The sequence below is a fragment of the Comamonas sp. wu1-DMT genome (assembly GCF_040187805.1).
Classification (GTDB): domain Bacteria; phylum Pseudomonadota; class Gammaproteobacteria; order Burkholderiales; family Burkholderiaceae_C; genus Comamonas; species Comamonas thiooxydans.
The window spans coordinates 800,803-817,520 of sequence record NZ_JBANEM010000001.1; the positions used below are offsets into that span (position 1 = coordinate 800,803).

Consider the following 16,718-nt stretch of genomic DNA (forward strand, 5'->3'; position numbering starts at 1 on the left):
CTATGGAGCGCTATTTTGCAGCGCGAAGGATTCTCTCCTCAATATTCCCGGTTGCCACACAAGTCACTTGGTCGGTGGTGTACGGCTGCTTGGTTGAGGGATCAAACGTAAACGTTTCTGTAGGAACCACGCGTCCATCGAGCGTGCTTCCACTCATGGTGACTGTCACGACATACTTTGTATTGACGGTGACATTTGTGCCATCGTTTTCTGGTGCGACATAAATATTTGATCGTCCCTCCAAGCGCGTGGCACGTCGCACATTAAATACATGCCCTTGTTTATTGGCAGCAGTGAACTCAGAGCCGTCAGCGGTCTTGTATACATATTTATTCTCGCCGCGAGCGTTCGTAAACGTTCTTGTAGTAGTGCCGCAGTCAACAAAGTCTGAGGGCCTCTGCGACGAAAACGAGATATTTATAAGTCGCGAATTTTTATCAATATTGTTAATTACGAAAAAGTCGCTACTAAGTTCTTTTACAAGCCCATCCCACACTCCGTCAAACGGCTTTTTAACAAACTTGGAATTTTCGATCTGAGAAACCTTTGGAGGGGAGTAATCATTAGTCGATGTAGCACACCCCACCATAGCAGCAGATGCCGCGATAATTGTCCCGAAAATTGCGCCCCTCATTACTTATCCTTTTAAAGAGAGATTTGAAGTTTTCTTAATGTCAGCAACATTGCGTAACGCTTATATCGTATCAAGTCACGAGTGCCTGCTGCGCTTTTTACTGGACACGCCACCTCCGTTTTTCCGTTCTCTGGCTTCATCTAGCGCAGCCCTATACCAAGGTGGAACGCAACCTCCACTGAATTTAGCTTCTGCATCCACTGCAGCAACAAGCTTCTCAAGCAGCAAAACTGCAGCGTCATATTCGCCTGCCTGAAGCAGGCGCTTGGTCGCCGGTACGTATTGCGAGTAGTGCTTTCCATCCACAGATCCGAGGCGTTTGCGTGTGCGCTCGGCAGCCTCATACCTCTGCACCCCACCTGGTTGTGCAAGGAAATCTGTAAGGGCCTTGCCGCGAAGGTGCAATGGATTAGATGAGCGCGGCTCTATCGCCTGTGTGTTGAGCGGTGTGCACGTAGCCGTCAGGCCTGGGCCCGAAAGTGCCCCCACCGCTGCCGCACGCTCTTGCCAGGTGGTGACAGGCTTTGCTGGAATTGCCGGGGTCTCTTCTACCAATGGCAGTACTGGCTGCACTGCCACATCAGTCTCAACTCCGAAAAACTGCTTGATCCACTTAAGCATCACCACTCCCTTCATTGTTTGGGGTGATGCTAGCAAACGCTAGGCTTACTCAATACGCTGGCAGCGCGACGAGCATCAACACAACGAAAATCAACAACGGTTTCATAAATCGGGCTCACAAAGTTTTTGATGAGACCAATCGTTGTCAAATTGACAGAATTGCAAGAACGCCAAGTGGCCCATTTTGGGCAACCTGTGATTTATTTCATCGCTGCCATGGCCGCACGGTACTCTTCACGCGTCGGCACATCGCGCTTTTTCTTCTTGGCGTCTGGGAACTTCATTTCGAACAAGGCCTGGAACTCGCTCATGCTCAAGGCCTCAGCATCCGCCGTGGTCATGCCCAAATGAACGCGGGCGGCGGCCACGTATTCGCCAACGTTGAACTCTGTCACAGGCCTAGAGCTCTGTTCCTTGCTGCCACCTGTGCCCACCAGGCCATGGCGCATCAGGTGCGCGGCCAGACTGATCTGTTCAAGCACCGGCATGCTGCCTTCATGCTCACCGTCTTCATCAAGCCATCCCAGCAGGGCTGTTGCATCGTCCTGATCGCACAGAACGGCGAGCACATAACGAGCGTTGAGATGTGCGCGAGCGCCGAACAGGCCACGGAAAGCATCAACGATTTCGCCCGGGCGCCCGAGCTGGGCGATCCGGGCGAATGACGGTGTGAATGTGAACTCCAGGCCGCTAGCAGTCACGACTCTGGAGTAACCGTGCTCAATCAGCATCAGGGGCCGACGGGCGGGAGGGTCAGAGTCACCTCGCCATTGCTTTGCGAACCGATGCTCCATGTGGCTTCGTTTGCATAGGGACTATCGTTCGACCACGAGGTGACAATGAACGGGCCTTCATACACCTTGCCGTTGGGGTAAGTGATCTTGAACCACACCTTGGGCTGACGGCCGGTTTCTACTGGTGGCGAAACGACGTGCTTTTCCAGCAACTCCTGGTTGTGCACTTCGTCGTCGTAGCTGACGCCGTCGCCCGAGAACTCCACATTCTTGAACGTAACCAAGCCGGTCTTGGTGAAGTCGGGGGACTTGTCGGCTGTAGTGTCCACAGTGTCCCAGGTGGTGTTGATGCTCTTGGCGCGCATCATGCCCAGGATCTTGTAATCACCGGCCGCTGGTTTGGGCAGCGTCTCCGGCTTCAGTGCAAATTCGACCTTTACGTCGCGTCCAACGTGAGCGCCCATGGCGATCTCCTTCTATCGGTTGATGATGGTATTGATGGCTATCTCGGCCACTGGCCGGCCATCGTCGGTAGCCCAGTAGACTGGCTCACCCGGTTGTGCAAATACTAGGGAGCCGGATTCATCAAGCAGCTTCTCGATCACCTCCTGGGCTTTGCTTTCGGGCGCAGTGAGCGGGTCCGCGCCGGCACCGATCAACACCAGGCTGAAGGTAGGCTGCCGCACCAGACCCGCCAGAGGCCCACCCATGGGCTTGAGAACGGCATAGCGATCCGACTTGCCACTATCGATCCAGCGACCAAACTGAAAGCGCCAGCCCGCAAGCACCGGCTGCAGGAGCTCTCGCAGAGATTCACTCGCGGTCATGTCTTGATTGCTCCGGAAATCACGGCACGAATGTTGGGCTCTGCTCGCTCGAATCCCTTGGCCAGGAATTCCTTCTCAGCAGATGGTCGACGAAAGCGCTGCACGTTGTCAGGGTCATGCACGGGTTCGGCATAGACAGCCGTGTAGCCGACACGGCCGACTACCTTGGTCGCTGCGGTCTCTACCCTGCGGTATTGGCTGTTGAGCAGAGTTGAGGTGTCAATGGGGGTGAGGACAGAAGCTTCTGAGGCACCAAGGATGAGCGCCTGCGTCATGCCACGAGCCCCTTTGGCTTGGACTTGCTCCACGAACTGCGGCAGTCGGCTGGTGATACGTGGCTTGGCCATTACGTCAAGATCCTGAAATCGTCCGCGATGCGGTCGAAGGTGTCGGCATCACGCACCACAGTGCGCACCTCAGCTGCGCCGGCCGCCACGGGATCACCCAGCGCGCTCTCGCCGATCAGGACGTAGTCGCCTTGCTTGACGGTGCTGTGTTCGGTGTAGATGACCTGGCGCAGGGCCAGCTCCACGCCTGTATCCGGAGACGTACCCCCTGCGTCGGATGAGCGCACTGCTTCAGACTTGTAGTCGCAGTCAAAAAGCACGGGAGGCGCAAAGGAAAGCTGACCGCTCCAGTCGTCACGACCAAGGAGCTCCCAATGAGTGGCTTTAGCGGTATAGGACCAGGCAGCTGATGCAGACATGCGCCCCATGCTAGGGAGCGCTATTTGAAGGGCTGGCGGTCAGCCGTTGACCACGAACATGAATGCCGAGGCCGCTGGATCCGGGCCGACGATATCGGCCACAGTGCCGGCCTTGTCCAGTGCGGCAAGGGAACGCCGCAAGGCTGTGAGGTCGCCATCCTTGTATTTGAAGCCACGCGATGCACCAGAGGGGGCACCTTGGCTGGAAAGGCGCCGTGGATCTCCAGCGGCTGCCACCAGTGCCACGGCCATGCACTGGATCAAGATTTGAGTGTGGCTGTCGTAGCCAGAATCCACCATGGCCTGCTCGGCTGTGGCAACACGGGCTACGGCAGCCTCCAAGAGGAACGCGGGCACGCTCACGCCCAGGGCTGAATCCAGGTACTGCTGCGCTTGCGTGCTCGTGATCATTTCTTGGTTGCCTTCACTTCGGTCTTTGCAGCAGCGAGCTGCGCCTGCAGGTCAGCAACTTGCCCGCGCACCTTCTCGATTTCGCCGACAGCAGCCTCATTCAGCTTTTGCGTATCCGTAAGGTGGCCTTGCAGCGTAGCTTCACGGGACAGAGAGGCTTCGAGGTCGACTTTGGCGGCAGCCAGCTGCTGCTCCAGCTTCTGGCTTTCGGCCAGGCCGGCCTTGACATCAGCGATGAGGCCTTCGATGGTCTTCCCCTGGGCCTCCAGAGTGGCCTTCTGCTCCGCCATGATGCGGGCGCGCTCGAGGCGCTCCTGCTCGGCAGCGTCTGCCATAGCTGCAGCGATCTTGGCTGCATCGGGATCGACCAGCGCCAGCGCAGCGCCAGAGCCAGAGCCATCGCCTGAGACTTCCTGATCGGCAAAGACCGTGGGCTGCGAGCCGCCCAGTTCACACTTGCCAGCGGCCCAACCAGGAAGCGCATTGAATTCGATGATGTCGCCTACCTTGGCCCCTTTGGGCCAGGGTGCCTTGAGGTGTTTGATGATGTAGAGGGCCATGGTCAATCAGCTCTTGGTGAAGTGGGCGATCTGCGAGCGGCCTTCGAAGTCGCTGCGGAACTGGGGGACGGCCGCAGCCAGCACGCCGAACACATAGTCGTCTTCGGGGTTGTGACGCACCTTGGGGCGGGTGACCAGGGGCATGCCGTTCAGGATGGTTCCCCAGTCGCCGTTGCTGATGTTGGCGATGCTGATCACCTCGTTGGCAGCCAGGCGTGGCACAGGCACGATCTCGGCCACCTGTGAGACCTCGCGCAGGCGCGCCAGAATCGTCTTCGGATAGCCGGCGGTGAACTCGTTGATGTCCGCGTAGGTGTAATCGCTGTAGTTCAGGAAGATGGAGATGCGGCCGTAGGCGTTGTCGCCCAGGTGGGCATTCACCAACTTCTCGATCACGCTCAGCCACTGTGCGCCCGTCGCACCTTTCAGGTCCAGGCCGTGCACATCGCTCGCGCGCTGCGGGAAGTTGCGCAGACCGTAGATGGTCTGTCCGGCCACGTTGATGGAGCCATAGCCATTGAGCACCACGTCTTCCAGCTTCTCGGACACCTTGCGCTGGTGGTTGGAGATGGTGGCCGTGTCGATGCCCGAGGGGCCACGGCGCATCACTTCCATCTGACGCCAGCCGAAGCGCGCCTGGCTGTCGAAGATGGGCAGCGGTGTGCCCTCGTACTGCACCAGGGCCTGATCAGCGCGGCCTTCGCTGCGACCGTCCATGGTGACGTGCACCTCGCCCGAGTCGGAAATCTTTGGGAAGTAGGACACCAGATCAGCCATGGCCACGGGCGTGGAGTTGGCCTGGGCCAGGCGGTTGAACATCACCAGGATGTCACGTTGCAGCTGCACGGAGCGGCTATCGATGCGGCGCCATGCGTCCAGGGGCACCTGGGCGGCATTGCCGGTCATCGTGTCGCCAAAGCCATCAGCAAAGGCCGAACTTGCGGCCATGGCCGTCTGGCGCATATTGAACGCCGCGCGGGCGCCATTGATGGCTGCGCCTTGTTCATCGGTCAAACGAAGCATGTGATTCTCCCTATTGAGTCTTGACCGGTCAGGCCATGTTGTAGAAGTTGGCGATCTCGATGTCCACCAGATCGCCGGCGGCGGCGCCGGTGACTGCGGCCGAGGCGAAGGCCACGACCAGGTTGCTGGCAGCAGCGGCTGTCAGGCGGCCAGCGGCACCGATGGTCAGCGGCTGGCCGAAGGTGTAGTTGCCAGCGGCCACGGCAGCCTGGTACTGCTGGCCCGGCTCCAGGATGTAGGCCACGCCGGTTTCGTTGGCGGCGTAGGCCGTCTTGAGCGGATCGCTGCCGTTGAACCAGCTGCCGGCCTGGGCGTAGAAGTCACGGTGTGCCAGCAAGCGCACCATGGGGCCTGGTGCTGTGGCCTGGGCCAGAGTGGCGGCGCCCTCGGTAACAAAGGTGCCCGGCAACAGAGCTGCAGCCACAGGCTTGTCCGACACTGTGCGCGGATGGCGGTCATGAGGGCCGCGATAAATGAGGTTGGCTTTGGCCATGGCTTACTTGGCTCCTTCTTCAATCAGGCTGTTGATGGAGTAGCCCTTGAACTCGTCGCCGGGCTGCGTCTGGGTTTGCTTGTTGCCCACGCTGACGGGCGCGGCTTTGGCCTTGAGCTCCTTCAAGCGTTCCAGCGGCATCAGCTTGAAGTCATCGACGGTCAGGGAGCTGTTGACGGCCAGTTCGGTAGCCAGGGCGTCGCGCTCGGCGTTCACGACTGCGGCCTGGGCGGTCTCCAGATCAGCAATGCGTGAATTCGCTGTAGTCAGCTTTTCTTCCAGCGGCTTGTTCACCAGAGAGTTGTAGGCAGCGAGGACTTGGGTATCGCTCAGCCCCTCGGTCTTGATGCCTGCAGCATTGAGTGCGGCGATGATTTGCTCTTTCACGATGTCGACCTCCTGATGGTTCGTGATCGGTTCATAAGAAACCTGCCGAACGACTTCAACAGGCTGTCCGACCCATGCTACGGAGCCACTTTCTGCGACGTGATAGTCCTGACGCCACAGCTTGCCGGCCTCGTCCGACCAGACCGCATAGGAGGCAAACACCTCGCGGATCCATGAGTTTTGAGGAAGCCCAACGCGCAGGCCGTCATAGATCTGGTCGAAGCTGATGTCCTTGTTGGTGAAGAAACTGCGCAACCAGCCAATGGCACCCTCATAGCGCCGGTCTTCGGGGTCCTGGTTGACTTTGATGGTCTCGATCTCGTCCTCGCCGCCTTCGCTGTTGAGGAACATGCCCACGCCCTCCTCCGGCGTGCCGGCGCCCGGCTCGTCCAGCAGGATGGCTAGGTGGTCGTAATGCAGGTTGGTGGCGATCGAGCTGTATTTCTTGCCGCGGCTCTCGCCGTTGGCTACGACCTCGATCAGGTTCAGGCCGGTGCTGACGTGGATGGGATCGGCATTGGTGCCGGCGATGGCTGCATCCAGGCGCGCAACCAGCTTCTTGCCCTGCTCCGTGGCCTGGGCCATGTCGCCATTGACGACGATATCGGTCAGCGTGCGGCCGCCCTCATGCCGGGCATTGGTGCAGTAGGCGCCGATCCAGGCCGTGGCCAGGGCTTCGCCGTTGGCAGCACTGATGTGCTGGCCCTTGCTGTTTTTGGGGTGCCCTGCGGGTGCGGGCTTGCCGTTCAGGCTTTTGACGCCGGCGGCCAACTGGTCTGCCGGGTACAGCCGGCGGTTCATCACGATGTCATCGACAGCGCCGCAAACGTCGCGGATCGTGTAGGTAGTGGCGGATTTGCTGACGTTGGCCGCATTGACGGCACTGATGATGTGGATGCGCTTTTTTGCCATGGTCTGCCTCATAAAGATGCAGGTCATGCTAGGGAGGCAAGAGCATCCGGCAGAATTCCATTATTCAGAGGAGAACGAATGCCATTTCACATATGCAGAACATTTGACAAGCTTCTACCGATTGGAAAGCTGGACATCCTCGCTAAATGGCCAACCGATGATGCAAGCCAAGAAACTATCGACCTGATATCCGAAGGCCTCGAAGCAGGCTTATCGCGTCATGGCCAGCGCTATATGTCAGAAAAGCAAAATGAGTTCTCTGTAAGCAGCACCGCTATCGAGCTCCTTTTTGAGCAAGTACGCCAACGCTTTTATCCTCATAGGCCCTCGCGCATGCAGAGCTTTTTCGCGGTTCCAGATGAGGTATCACTACTGAAAATTAAGTTACCTTCCCCGGTTCCGTTTCACATTGCATATGAGGTGAGTGAAGTCATCCCTGACAGCAGCTTCACTGCAAACATGAACTTATTGCACATTGGAAACCCAGGCGGCTTCTCGATTGCATACGCCCACGCATATTGGAGGGGTGAACAAGGCCCTGCTGATCCGATGTGGGAAATCCTTATCCCTCACAGCGTCAATATCATCAGGCAGCTTCCACCAGTCATGTTGCCGCAGACCAATTGGCAAGCTCCAGAGCCATCTTCTGCTGTAGCGACTCAGTAAGGATTGGTCTTCCACTAGCATCCAGCAGGCACTCAGTCTGCCCGCAGTGGCAGTTATACCGGTTGCCACCCTGACTGTAGAAAGCCCGAACCTGATCCGTGGTGTACACCCGGCCATTGCGCATCGCATGCGTGGCCCGGGTGGTCGGCAACAGTGCCGAGGTCCACAGCATCCCAATCTTCAGCCCGTACTGCACCTGGGAAGCTTCTGATTCGGCCCAGCGCGCCTGCCGCAAGGTGTCGGTGATGTCGGTTTGCGCATACTGAGCAGCCTTTGACCTGGTCACGCCCAGGCCCTCAACGATCAGCGTTCGTGCAGCCTTAGGATTCAGGCCATCCGCCACGGCTCGGCCAATGATGCCGGCCAGACGACTCTGCGCCTCGGCACGCAAGCCCGTCCAATGCTCATAGCTCTTCATGCGGGCCAGTGCCACCCGTGTGAGATACGGCTCACTGCGGACCACCTGATCGAACGAGCGTGAAGCGGCATATGCCTGAGAGAGGTTCGTGAGATTGGTCACGCTTTGCAGCGCGCCGAGCTGTGATGCCTGCTCAACAAACGGATTCCACCAGAACAGCTCCTTTGGCTCCTTGCCGTTCTGCACCCAGCGATCGAGCGCAGCTGCAATCTCCAGCAGGACGATATCGAGAATGGCAGGCGTGATGCCATAGGCCACCTGCGGGCCCGTGTCGTTCAGGGCGTAGACCGGGATGCGTTCGAACGCGGCCAGCACATCTGTGGTCAGCCTGAGCCAGCGCTCATTGATTGCGACCAGCGCCTTGCGGAGCAGTTGCGTGGAGCCCGTGCGGTCCCGAGGCGTGCCAGGGATGGCCGGGTTAGGAGCTCGCCGGCGCATTTTCGATTGGGTCATCTGCGGGATCTACATGACCAGTGCGAGCAGGATCGTCCTCGGTCGGCATGCCATCATCCTTGCGCTGTTCATAGTCCACCACAGCGCGCAGCTCGTTCGCATCGAAAATCGGCTCGGTCAGCCCCGCCTGATATGCCTGCTGCATGGCGGCCGTCATCTTGCCAAGCAGATCCACCTTGTCTTTCTCAGTTGGGGCATTGACCGGCGGCCATTCAATCTCAAACTCGCCTTTGTCGATGATGCCGGCCGCCTGCATGCGCGTGATGAATTCCTCCAGCATGGGCGTGAGCTCAAACTCCTGCCGGCTGGAGCAGCGATTGGCAAAGTCGGATTTGTCCTCATCGCTGGCCAGGCGCCCGGTCTGCTGGCCGAACAGCACGGTGAAGGGAATACGCACGGAGGCCGCAAACTCATTGGCCGCCGTGGTCCAGGGCCCTGTGGGGTCGCTGATCGCCGTCTGCAGAGTTGTGGCCTCGCCACCCTGCATGACGATCGACGCGTCCTGATTCTGGTTCAAGGCCTTAGCCTGCGCCTCGTGCGCATCCTTCACCGACGTGACTGGCTTGCCGTCAGGGCCAGGCATGGCCTGTGGCTGGCCGCCCGTGTCGTACTTGAACACGATGGTGCGAGCGCTGTTCTTCAGGAAGGATTCGCCCGAGCCCCCGGCGATCTTGTCCAGATCCACCAGACGATTGAAGCCCGCGCGCAGCAGTGGCACGCCGTCGTAGAAGTCGCCGACCGCGCCCTCGGCCAGGATCTGCACGCGGCTGGGGTGAACATCGGCCCACTTCTCAGGCCTACCCTCCGTCTCTGTTCCTGGTGCGCTTATTTGCCGGTACTGGAACATAGCCGGAGTGCCGTAGTTTTCGGCATCCTGGTCTGTGTGCCACTTCGTGACCTTGATCTGGTTTTCGTAGAGCGGGATAAGGTCGACCAGCGTGGTTGCCCGATCCAGAGGTTGGTCCAGCGGCTTGCTGTCGGCCACGCGGTAGATCACGGCCGCATATCTGCCCACCAGGTTACGCCGGTCCAAGTCCTTGAACTTGCTCCATGCCCGGATGGAGCGCAGCACCTTGCCCGTCTTCACCTCCCATGGACTTTTCTCATCACTCTCCGGCTTTTTGATGCGAGGCAGCTTGAGCCAGCACACATCCAGCAGCCGGTGAACCGCGCCGTGGCCAGCGCCGCCACGCTCGTAAGCGGCATAGAGCATTTCAAAGCTGACTTGCTCGCTGTAGCCGTACTGAATCCAGGCTGTTGCACGCTTGGCATCCAGGCCAAGGGAGCCGAGGAACTCACGGCGGGCGCGGGAGATTTCGAGGGTGTTAGTGATGATCTCTGGCATGCAGCCAATGCTAGGGAGTCAGCATCCCGCATAATCATCGAAACTTTTGTGGAGAGAAAAATGGATAAAGACACAAATGAACAGCCCATATCCACGGGCATCTATATTGGCCCAGGTGCAAAAAATGTGACTACAAAAGGTAATCGCATTCATGGGTTTGACCGTGGCATTGCCGATTTTGGTCAAGACAATCGTCATGAAGACAATTTGATTACAGGCAAAGCCCAATCAACGAATGAACCGCCATTTCCTAAAAAAAAAAGATGGTGGGTTGTAGCACTGGGCGCTCTTGCAACGCTATTACTGGCGCCATTATTGGTTAACTGGCTGACCAAGGCGTTTGGCTGGAACTAAGTAAATATGCCAACAGTCGGCTGCAACAACCCATTGAACCCTCGTGCTGCGCCATCCACCTGGTCATCAAATTTGCCAAACGGGAAGAGACGGCACTCATCGATGAACGCAGTGTTCCAGGCGCCCTTGAGCAGCAGCACGTTGCCCGCATTGATCTGACTAGCAAGTGGCGTGGCCCGCGTGACCTTGTCCCCTGATTCAGGGCTGAAGTGCACGTTGTGGCCGGCCAGCAGCTTGGCGAATGCCAACACTTGGGACTTACCGGCCTGGCCCGGATCCTGTGGCAGGCTCTGCTTCAGCAGGCGGCCATCTGAAACCGCAGTGTTCTTGATGAGCTGGTCGCGCAGGTTGGTCTCGAACTGCTCCCGCTTCATGTCGGCAATGATGTAGCGGCCATCGGCCAGCCGGCCCACCTTGCCGCCGGCTGTGTAGTCACCATCGCCCGATGCGCCCAGGTCCCAGCCCCGGCACCACTCCACCACGCCCGCAGGGATGGCATCCACGATGGGCATCAGGTCGGGCTTGATCACGCCCCCGGATGGCGGTGCCGGCAGTTGCCGGTACTGGCCGGCGAACACATAGGGATTGGCCTTCTCCATACGCCGCAGCTCGTCGGCACTGTGCTTCTCGGGCCAGAGCGGCTCCTCGTCTTTGCCCACCCAAGCCGACAGGCGCAGCTGCTCCCACACCTCACCATTGCCGCCAGCCACTGGCGGCCCGTTGCCATCCTTGCCACGATCACCCAAGAGCCAACCGGCCAGATCGTCCTCGTGCAGGCGCTGCATGATCACGATGATGGGAGTGTCCGGGCTGTTCTTGCGACTCTCCAGCGTGTTCTGGAACCAGTCAATGACGCCCTTACGGATGGTGTCTGACTTCGCCTCATCCGCCTTGTGCGGGTCATCGATGATGATGGCCCCGCCGAAGCCCTCACGGTGCTTACCCGCGCCGAAGCCGGTGATAGTGCCGCCCGTGCCCGTGGCATACATGACGCCGCCGGCGGTGGTCTTCCAGTGCGAACCGGCGTCCGTGGCCAGGCGCAGCTCGGGGAAAATCTCGGTGAAGGCCTCGTGCTGAACCAGGTTGCGCACCTGAGTGCTGTTGTTGACGGCCAGCGGCGTGCTGTAGCTGCAATGAATGAACTCAGCATCCGGCACCTTGCCGAAGGCCCAGGCGATGAAGTTCACCACGGCCAGCTCTGTCTTTGAATACCGGGGGGGGCATCATGATGATCAGCCGCTTGCACTCGCCATTGAACACGCGCATCAAGGCGTTGCAGATCATGGCGTGGTGCTGGGCACGGCGCCAGAGGAAGCCCTTGCGCTGCAGGAACATCCAACGGGCGAACGAGAACAGGTCTTCGCGCGCCCAGCCCACGGCGGCCAGACGCTCTGCGGGGCTAAAACTTGGCTTGGACACTCTGCACCGCTTCCTTCAACTGCTCCGGGGTCACGTTTCCGCCCAGGCAGTGCTGGGGCTCCTGGCTGTTGAGCTCCTTGATGGTGTCCTTATTGGCCGCCAGCAGGTTCAGCGCAATGCTCGCGCTGTCGTTGGCCAACTTGGTGAGCACGGCTACGCCCTTCATGGCATTCACGCTCTCGGGCGCCAGGGGCGCGGCGTCGTCCACCTTTGCCACTTCTGAATTGGCTAGGGCGCTGAGCCTGTGTGCAGTCTGAGCGCCGTACTGAGCCGCGCTGGCGAGGTTGTCACTGATCGCCCGCAGCTTGGACGCTAAATTAACTGCGATGAGTTGTTCGGAAACTGGCAGGCTTGCAAGTGAGCGCTCCGCCGTAACCACTTGATTTGCAACGCTATGGATTGTTTCTGCGCGTTTCGAAACTCGCATACTGATCGAGGTTTTGGAGACCCCATACTCCCGGGCCAAATCCGCAGCCTTCTCACCCGCCACGAGTCTGGCGGTGATCTCGCCCCACTGTTTCTCGGTCAGCTTTGAGGGTCGTCCCATGTCCTGCTATTCCTCATCTTGAAAGTCTGTTTCTTGGCCTTGGGCACGATCTGGCGGGCCCTGCGCTGACGCTCCCGTTCCATACCCTCTTCTGTCTCAGCGAAGCGCACCACTTGGCAACGCACAACGCCCTGCTCCCGTGTGACCACCATCACATTGCGGTTCTTCTCCGGAGTGCTGATGGGTGTGCGTAGCTGCATGCCAGTGGCTGCCAGATTGAAAACGGAAGTGGGCCCGGCCAGTATTGGTGCGCAGCAATCCTCTGCCCGGACGATGCTATGGACGATGGGCGGATCCAGCTCCGACTCCGCCACGTCCGCGCGCATCTCCTCCAGGGCTGAGCTGCTGTCGAAAAGATCAAACTGCAGGTCATCTCGTCCCATGGATCTCCCCTCCGCGGTGGTGAAAGCAATGCGTGATGGGTGGGCTCAACGCTGGAAGCCCTCCATGAAAGACTCCATGCAGCCCCAACGCTGGTTCGCGTCGAGTGCTGGCCACAAGATGGCCTGTGCGTGCAAAGTCCAGAGGAAGGCGTCGATGGAACGCTGCAGCTCGCAGAAGTCCGCCTCGTCCATGGACTCGAAGTCCATGCTCTTGGGGATCGCGTTGGGCTTGCCGTCGCTGCCGGGCACGAAATCGCAGTGGCCGGCGCCGATCAGCAGCCAGTGGCGCAGCTTGGTGGCATCGTCAAATGCCTCGGTGCGCTCCAGCAGGCGGTTGATGCGCAGGAAGAAGAACCGGTGATGCTCGGGACACCTGGGCAACCAGAAGGAAAAGCCCAAAGTCTGTCCCGGGGCCAGCTCGGTGACAGTGCGGCGCCATTTGGCATAGGCTCGCTGGCCCGCTGCGTCCAGCCCGCACAGCTTGCCGTCCTGGCCCTTGGTGATGACAAGGCGGCTCATGGCAAAGCCCCCAGCAAATCGCCCTGCTCTTGCTCCGGTGCAGCCTTGATTGGAGTGATAGTCACCACCAACTTGCCGCCGTCCACTGGCATGCCGCGCTCAGCTGTGATGCGGCGAACCCACTTGTCGTCCTCGATCGCTACGCCCTTGAGGGCATCCAGCAGCACCTTCTGGGCGTTGTCCAGGTCGATGCACTGCACGGTGTCATCCCAGGTGTAAGGGTCGCGCTTCATGCGGCGCTGCGCGTCTTGCGGGCAGTGAGGGTGCAGCGTGTACGAGATCGCCACGCGGCCGAGGATGGGCTTCAGGATGCCCGCTGCCTTGGCCAGCCAACCGACCTGCTCCTTGAAGACCTTGGCTTCGGTGCTCACGTAGGTCATGGCGCGGGTCTGTCCAGCCACCTTGATAACGCGGGTCTGCCAATAACGATTTGCGCTGATGGGGTACGGGAGAGTGAGCGTGATCATGGTTTGGTGCTCCTGAATCAGATTTCTTCGGTGTAGGGAACGGCGCGACGGCCGCGGCTCGGCCCGGGGTTCGGCGTTGACAAGGGCTCGCTGCTGTCGGTCCAGCGCTGGTAGCCGCCATCGAAGGACAGCGGAACGCTCCCGACACGGCCCTGGCGGTTCTTCGCAAAGTCGGCCTCGATGACCTTTCCGCCATGGGCTGCGATGTGGTTGAGGCTCAGCAGGATCACGACGTCCGCGTCTTCCTCGATCGCGCCGGATTCCTTCAGGTCGGAGAGCTGGGGCTTGCCTCCGATACGCCCTTCCACGAGGCGGTTGAGCTGGCTGAGCGCGATGATGGTGATGTCGAGCTCCTTGGCCAGCGACTTCAGGCCGCGGGTGAGCTCTTCGATCTGGTGGTGACGCTTGTCGTCCGCCTTGCGCGAGCCGCACAGCTGGATGTAGTCCAGCACCAGCAGCTTGATCTTGTGCTGGCGCACCAGCTTGCGAGCCTTGGCGCGAATGTCTGCCAGGGTCAGGCCAGACTCGTCATCCAGGTACAGCGGCAAGGTGTTCATCAGCTCGATGGCCTCTGTAACTCGCGCCCACTCGGAGTCGTGCAGTCGCCCTGTGATGATGTTGTCCAGGAAGACTCGGCCCAGATTGCTCGTGGTTCGGTCCAACAGATCCGCCTGAGGCATCTCCAGGGACAGCACTGCGGCAGGGACTCCACTCCTGGCCAAGTTGATGCTGACCTGCTGCGTCAACGATGACTTCCCCACGGCTGGGCGTGCGGCCACGATGATCAGCTTCCCACCGCGCAGCCCGCCATTGAGACGCTTGTCCAGGCCAGGAATGCCTGTGCTGATGCCCGGTTTGATGCTGCCATCGGACAGCGCCTGGAGCCGCTCCAGCATGGACAATGCCAACGAACCCACGGCCACCGGCTCCTTGCCTCCACGGCTGACCGTCAGCGATTCAAGTCGGGCCTGGGCCTTGTCCAAGCGCTCGGAAGCGTCCATGCCTGGCAGCACAGCGATTTCGCGCACGTCTCCGGCGGCTGCGATCAGCCCGCGCATCATGGAGCGCTCGGCAATGACCTCCGCGTAGCGCCGCACGCTGCTAGGCCCATACGGAACCTGGGCCAGCTCGTTGAGCAGCGTCATGTCGATGTCGCCATGCCCTGCCGCCTGCAGGGCCAGCAGCACGCTCACCACATCGGCAGGCTTGCAGGCCGTGGACAGCTTCGAGACCGTTTCGAAGACCCGGGCGTGTCGTTTGTCGAAAAAATGCGTGGGCAGCAGGATGTCGCCGACCTGGTCGAACAGGTCGTTGTTGAGCATCACAGCGCCTAGGACACCAGCTTCAGCCTCAGGAGACCATGGCAGCACAGGAATCTCGTGGTCGTCATGCGGTTGCATCGGCCACCTCCTTCTGCGCCAGCTGCTCGGCATGGCGAGCATCGAGCACGGCCTTGCGCTGCAAGCCTGTCGACGTCCACTGCACCTCACCGACGTCATTCGTGAACCACAGCGAGAACCAGCGGTCCTTGACCGAGTTGGCAAAGGTCGCAGGCCAGTCCTTGTAGCGCTTGGCCAGGTACTGCGTTTCCTCGGTGTAGCGCTCACGGAAGGCCACCCAGGCCACCTGCAGCATCTCTTCGCCGATGCCCGCGTCTTCGGCCCACCTTCGGATCGCATGGTCCTTGGGCAACGGCTTCACCCCGGCCTCTCGGCAGGTCGACAGGTAGGTCGCCAAGGTGGTTTGTTCAGATTTTTTTCGGCCGGAGGAGCGAGAAGGCGATTTCGCCGCCCCCTCCTCGGAACGAAGTGAAGAGGAGGAATCCTGTTCTTGTTCCTTCTCCTGTTCCTGCTCCTGTTCTTGGCTTCGATGGGGCTTGGAAGGGCCTTGCGAAGCCCCTTCTATGCCCCTTGCGTTTGTCAGATGGAAGGCTGCTGCATAACGCTCGAAGAAGGCGCCCAGGAACGGGTTCTCCGGAAGAGTCTCATAGTCCTTCTGGATGCCCTTGCAGCGTAGGTCTGTAGCCTTGAGTTCCTTGGCGATCTGGTAGCTCGCCATCTCGTGGACCCAGACGAACTCGGACTCCTCGTCATAGGAGCAATAACCGGCATCGATGCAGCATTGAAGCCCCTTCCTAGCCCCTTCTTCGCCCAAGCCTGTTTCGTAGGCCATGTACAGAACTGGCTGCGCGAAGAGGCCGAGCATGTTGGAACTCGGGGAGGTCATCAGGTACAGGGCCACAACAAGCCCCTCCGGATGCTTTCGAAGGGCCTTCATGGTCTTGCCATGCCACATCTTGGGAGCGACCTTGGCGTAATCACGCATTGGGAATGCCTCCCACGGCCTGCTGTTCCTGACGACCCTTGTTGTCGGCCGCATGTTCAACCACCAGTGCAACCGCGACCTTTTGCAGCGCGACCAGAGCTTCGCCGAGCTCACGCAGGACGTAGCGCTTGTCGTTGTCGCTCACATTGCCATCCGCCTTCGAGTGCGTCACAGCCATCAGCACATCAGCGGCTTCACGCACGGCATCAGCGGTTGTAGCTGAAAGGCAGAGTCGGTCAGAGCCCAGCTCCATGACCGGGAGCACGAGCATTCCAGCCTTGAATGAGAAGACTGTGCCCAAGGCATGTGCCTCGGGGCTGCCAACTTCCTGGCACATGGCCGCAATCTCTTCCGCGTCGGCTAAGCCCATCTTGTGATGGACGGATGTACCGCTCAGCTCCTTGCGCAGGACTTCATCTGATTTGCCCATACGGGCGGCCAGCGCCGAACGGCCGCCGGGGTAACTGGCGACCATGCGCCTCAGTGCATCAAGGGAATTCATGTCCGGGCTCCC

25 protein-coding genes are annotated in these 16,718 nt (G+C 59.8%); 2 read left to right on the top strand and 23 right to left on the bottom strand.

Translation table 11 applies throughout. From position 1 onward, the window contains the following. Positions 1–10: 10 nt before the first annotated feature. The 12 genes from V8Z78_RS03630 to V8Z78_RS03685 form a co-directional block, all read right to left on the bottom strand. Positions 11–634, bottom strand: a complete 624-nt coding sequence (locus V8Z78_RS03630) for a hypothetical protein (protein ID WP_349730903.1) — start codon at positions 632–634, stop codon at positions 11–13. A 75-nt stretch (positions 635–709) separates the two neighbouring features. Beyond that, positions 710–1,255 (bottom strand): hypothetical protein, encoded by a 546-nt coding sequence (locus tag V8Z78_RS03635; RefSeq protein ID WP_349730904.1) that lies wholly within the window; start codon positions 1,253–1,255, stop codon positions 710–712. Positions 1,256–1,455: 200 nt separating this feature from the next. Beyond that, positions 1,456–1,986, bottom strand: a complete 531-nt coding sequence (locus tag V8Z78_RS03640) for a DUF6246 family protein (RefSeq protein ID WP_349730905.1) — start codon at positions 1,984–1,986, stop codon at positions 1,456–1,458. After that, positions 1,986–2,453, bottom strand: a complete 468-nt coding sequence (locus tag V8Z78_RS03645; protein WP_349730906.1) for a phage tail tube protein — start codon at positions 2,451–2,453, stop codon at positions 1,986–1,988. Before V8Z78_RS03645 ends, V8Z78_RS03640 begins: the two co-directional genes overlap by 1 nt. Positions 2,454–2,465: 12 nt before the next feature. Next, complete coding sequence (locus V8Z78_RS03650) at positions 2,466–2,816, bottom strand: phage tail termination protein (protein ID WP_349730907.1); 351 nt, start codon at positions 2,814–2,816, stop codon at positions 2,466–2,468. Further along, positions 2,813–3,163: a hypothetical protein gene (locus tag V8Z78_RS03655; RefSeq protein ID WP_349730908.1), complete on the bottom strand. Its 351-nt coding sequence runs from the start codon at positions 3,161–3,163 to the stop codon at positions 2,813–2,815. The genes V8Z78_RS03650 and V8Z78_RS03655 overlap by 4 nt, the downstream gene beginning before the upstream one ends. Next, complete coding sequence (locus V8Z78_RS03660; protein WP_349730909.1) at positions 3,163–3,522, bottom strand: hypothetical protein; 360 nt, start codon at positions 3,520–3,522, stop codon at positions 3,163–3,165. Before V8Z78_RS03660 ends, V8Z78_RS03655 begins: the two co-directional genes overlap by 1 nt. 39 nt (positions 3,523–3,561) lie before the next feature. Continuing rightward, positions 3,562–3,933, bottom strand: coding sequence for a DUF7370 family protein (locus tag V8Z78_RS03665; protein WP_349730910.1), 372 nt, complete (start codon positions 3,931–3,933; stop codon positions 3,562–3,564). Then, positions 3,930–4,493, bottom strand: a complete 564-nt coding sequence (locus tag V8Z78_RS03670) for a hypothetical protein (RefSeq protein WP_349730911.1) — start codon at positions 4,491–4,493, stop codon at positions 3,930–3,932. Before V8Z78_RS03670 ends, V8Z78_RS03665 begins: the two co-directional genes overlap by 4 nt. 6 nt (positions 4,494–4,499) lie before the next feature. Next, positions 4,500–5,516, bottom strand: a complete 1,017-nt coding sequence (locus tag V8Z78_RS03675; protein WP_349730912.1) for a major capsid protein — start codon at positions 5,514–5,516, stop codon at positions 4,500–4,502. A gap of 28 nt (positions 5,517–5,544) precedes the next feature. Further along, on the bottom strand, positions 5,545–6,009 hold the full coding sequence (locus V8Z78_RS03680; protein ID WP_349730913.1) for a hypothetical protein: 465 nt from the start codon (positions 6,007–6,009) through the stop codon (positions 5,545–5,547). 3 nt (positions 6,010–6,012) lie between these two features. Then, positions 6,013–7,308, bottom strand: a complete 1,296-nt coding sequence (locus tag V8Z78_RS03685) for a hypothetical protein (RefSeq protein WP_349730914.1) — start codon at positions 7,306–7,308, stop codon at positions 6,013–6,015. 78 nt (positions 7,309–7,386) lie between these two features. On the opposite strand from V8Z78_RS03685, the gene V8Z78_RS03690 reads away from it, so the two are divergent. Next, positions 7,387–7,974: a DUF2441 domain-containing protein gene (locus tag V8Z78_RS03690; RefSeq protein ID WP_349730915.1), complete on the top strand. Its 588-nt coding sequence runs from the start codon at positions 7,387–7,389 to the stop codon at positions 7,972–7,974. On the opposite strand, the gene V8Z78_RS03695 is transcribed toward V8Z78_RS03690, so the two are convergent. Together V8Z78_RS03695 and V8Z78_RS03700 are read right to left on the bottom strand one after the other, a co-directional pair. Further along, positions 7,913–8,845 (bottom strand): phage minor head protein, encoded by a 933-nt coding sequence (locus V8Z78_RS03695; RefSeq protein ID WP_349730916.1) that lies wholly within the window; start codon positions 8,843–8,845, stop codon positions 7,913–7,915. The genes V8Z78_RS03690 and V8Z78_RS03695 overlap by 62 nt on opposite strands. Next, entirely contained in the window at positions 8,811–10,190 is a 1,380-nt protein-coding gene (locus V8Z78_RS03700) for an anti-CBASS protein Acb1 family protein (protein ID WP_349730917.1), read from the bottom strand. The genes V8Z78_RS03695 and V8Z78_RS03700 overlap by 35 nt, the downstream gene beginning before the upstream one ends. Positions 10,191–10,250: 60 nt before the next feature. Here V8Z78_RS03700 and V8Z78_RS03705 point away from each other — a divergent pair, with 60 nt between their 5' ends. Further along, positions 10,251–10,544, top strand: a complete 294-nt coding sequence (locus V8Z78_RS03705) for a hypothetical protein (RefSeq protein ID WP_349730918.1) — start codon at positions 10,251–10,253, stop codon at positions 10,542–10,544. Here the strand turns inward: V8Z78_RS03705 and terL are convergent. From terL to V8Z78_RS03750, 9 genes are read right to left on the bottom strand one after another with little or no spacing between them, the layout of a single operon-like run. Further along, entirely contained in the window at positions 10,541–11,734 is a 1,194-nt protein-coding gene (gene terL, locus V8Z78_RS03710) for a phage terminase large subunit (RefSeq protein WP_349730919.1), read from the bottom strand. The two genes, V8Z78_RS03705 and terL, sit on opposite strands and share 4 nt — an antisense overlap. After that, positions 11,688–11,963 carry a hypothetical protein gene (locus V8Z78_RS03715; RefSeq protein WP_349730920.1) on the bottom strand — a complete coding sequence of 92 codons (276 nt, stop codon included), beginning with the start codon at positions 11,961–11,963 and terminating at the stop codon, positions 11,688–11,690. The genes terL and V8Z78_RS03715 overlap by 47 nt, the downstream gene beginning before the upstream one ends. Continuing rightward, positions 11,944–12,510, bottom strand: coding sequence for a helix-turn-helix domain-containing protein (locus V8Z78_RS03720; RefSeq protein WP_349730921.1), 567 nt, complete (start codon positions 12,508–12,510; stop codon positions 11,944–11,946). Before V8Z78_RS03720 ends, V8Z78_RS03715 begins: the two co-directional genes overlap by 20 nt. Next, complete coding sequence (locus V8Z78_RS03725) at positions 12,489–12,893, bottom strand: hypothetical protein (RefSeq protein WP_349730922.1); 405 nt, start codon at positions 12,891–12,893, stop codon at positions 12,489–12,491. The genes V8Z78_RS03720 and V8Z78_RS03725 overlap by 22 nt, the downstream gene beginning before the upstream one ends. A 45-nt stretch (positions 12,894–12,938) precedes the next feature. Next, a complete protein-coding gene (locus V8Z78_RS03730) occupies positions 12,939–13,412 on the bottom strand; it encodes a DUF1367 family protein (protein ID WP_332295144.1) in 474 nt (157 codons plus the stop codon). Further along, positions 13,409–13,879: a RusA family crossover junction endodeoxyribonuclease gene (locus tag V8Z78_RS03735; protein WP_349730923.1), complete on the bottom strand. Its 471-nt coding sequence runs from the start codon at positions 13,877–13,879 to the stop codon at positions 13,409–13,411. The genes V8Z78_RS03730 and V8Z78_RS03735 overlap by 4 nt, the downstream gene beginning before the upstream one ends. A 17-nt stretch (positions 13,880–13,896) precedes the next feature. Continuing rightward, positions 13,897–15,378, bottom strand: coding sequence for a replicative DNA helicase (locus V8Z78_RS03740; RefSeq protein WP_349730924.1), 1,482 nt, complete (start codon positions 15,376–15,378; stop codon positions 13,897–13,899). After that, complete coding sequence (locus tag V8Z78_RS03745; protein WP_349730925.1) at positions 15,266–16,204, bottom strand: hypothetical protein; 939 nt, start codon at positions 16,202–16,204, stop codon at positions 15,266–15,268. Before V8Z78_RS03745 ends, V8Z78_RS03740 begins: the two co-directional genes overlap by 113 nt. Beyond that, positions 16,197–16,706 (bottom strand): phage regulatory CII family protein, encoded by a 510-nt coding sequence (locus V8Z78_RS03750; protein WP_349730926.1) that lies wholly within the window; start codon positions 16,704–16,706, stop codon positions 16,197–16,199. The genes V8Z78_RS03745 and V8Z78_RS03750 overlap by 8 nt, the downstream gene beginning before the upstream one ends. Between the last annotated feature and the right edge of the window lie 12 nt (positions 16,707–16,718).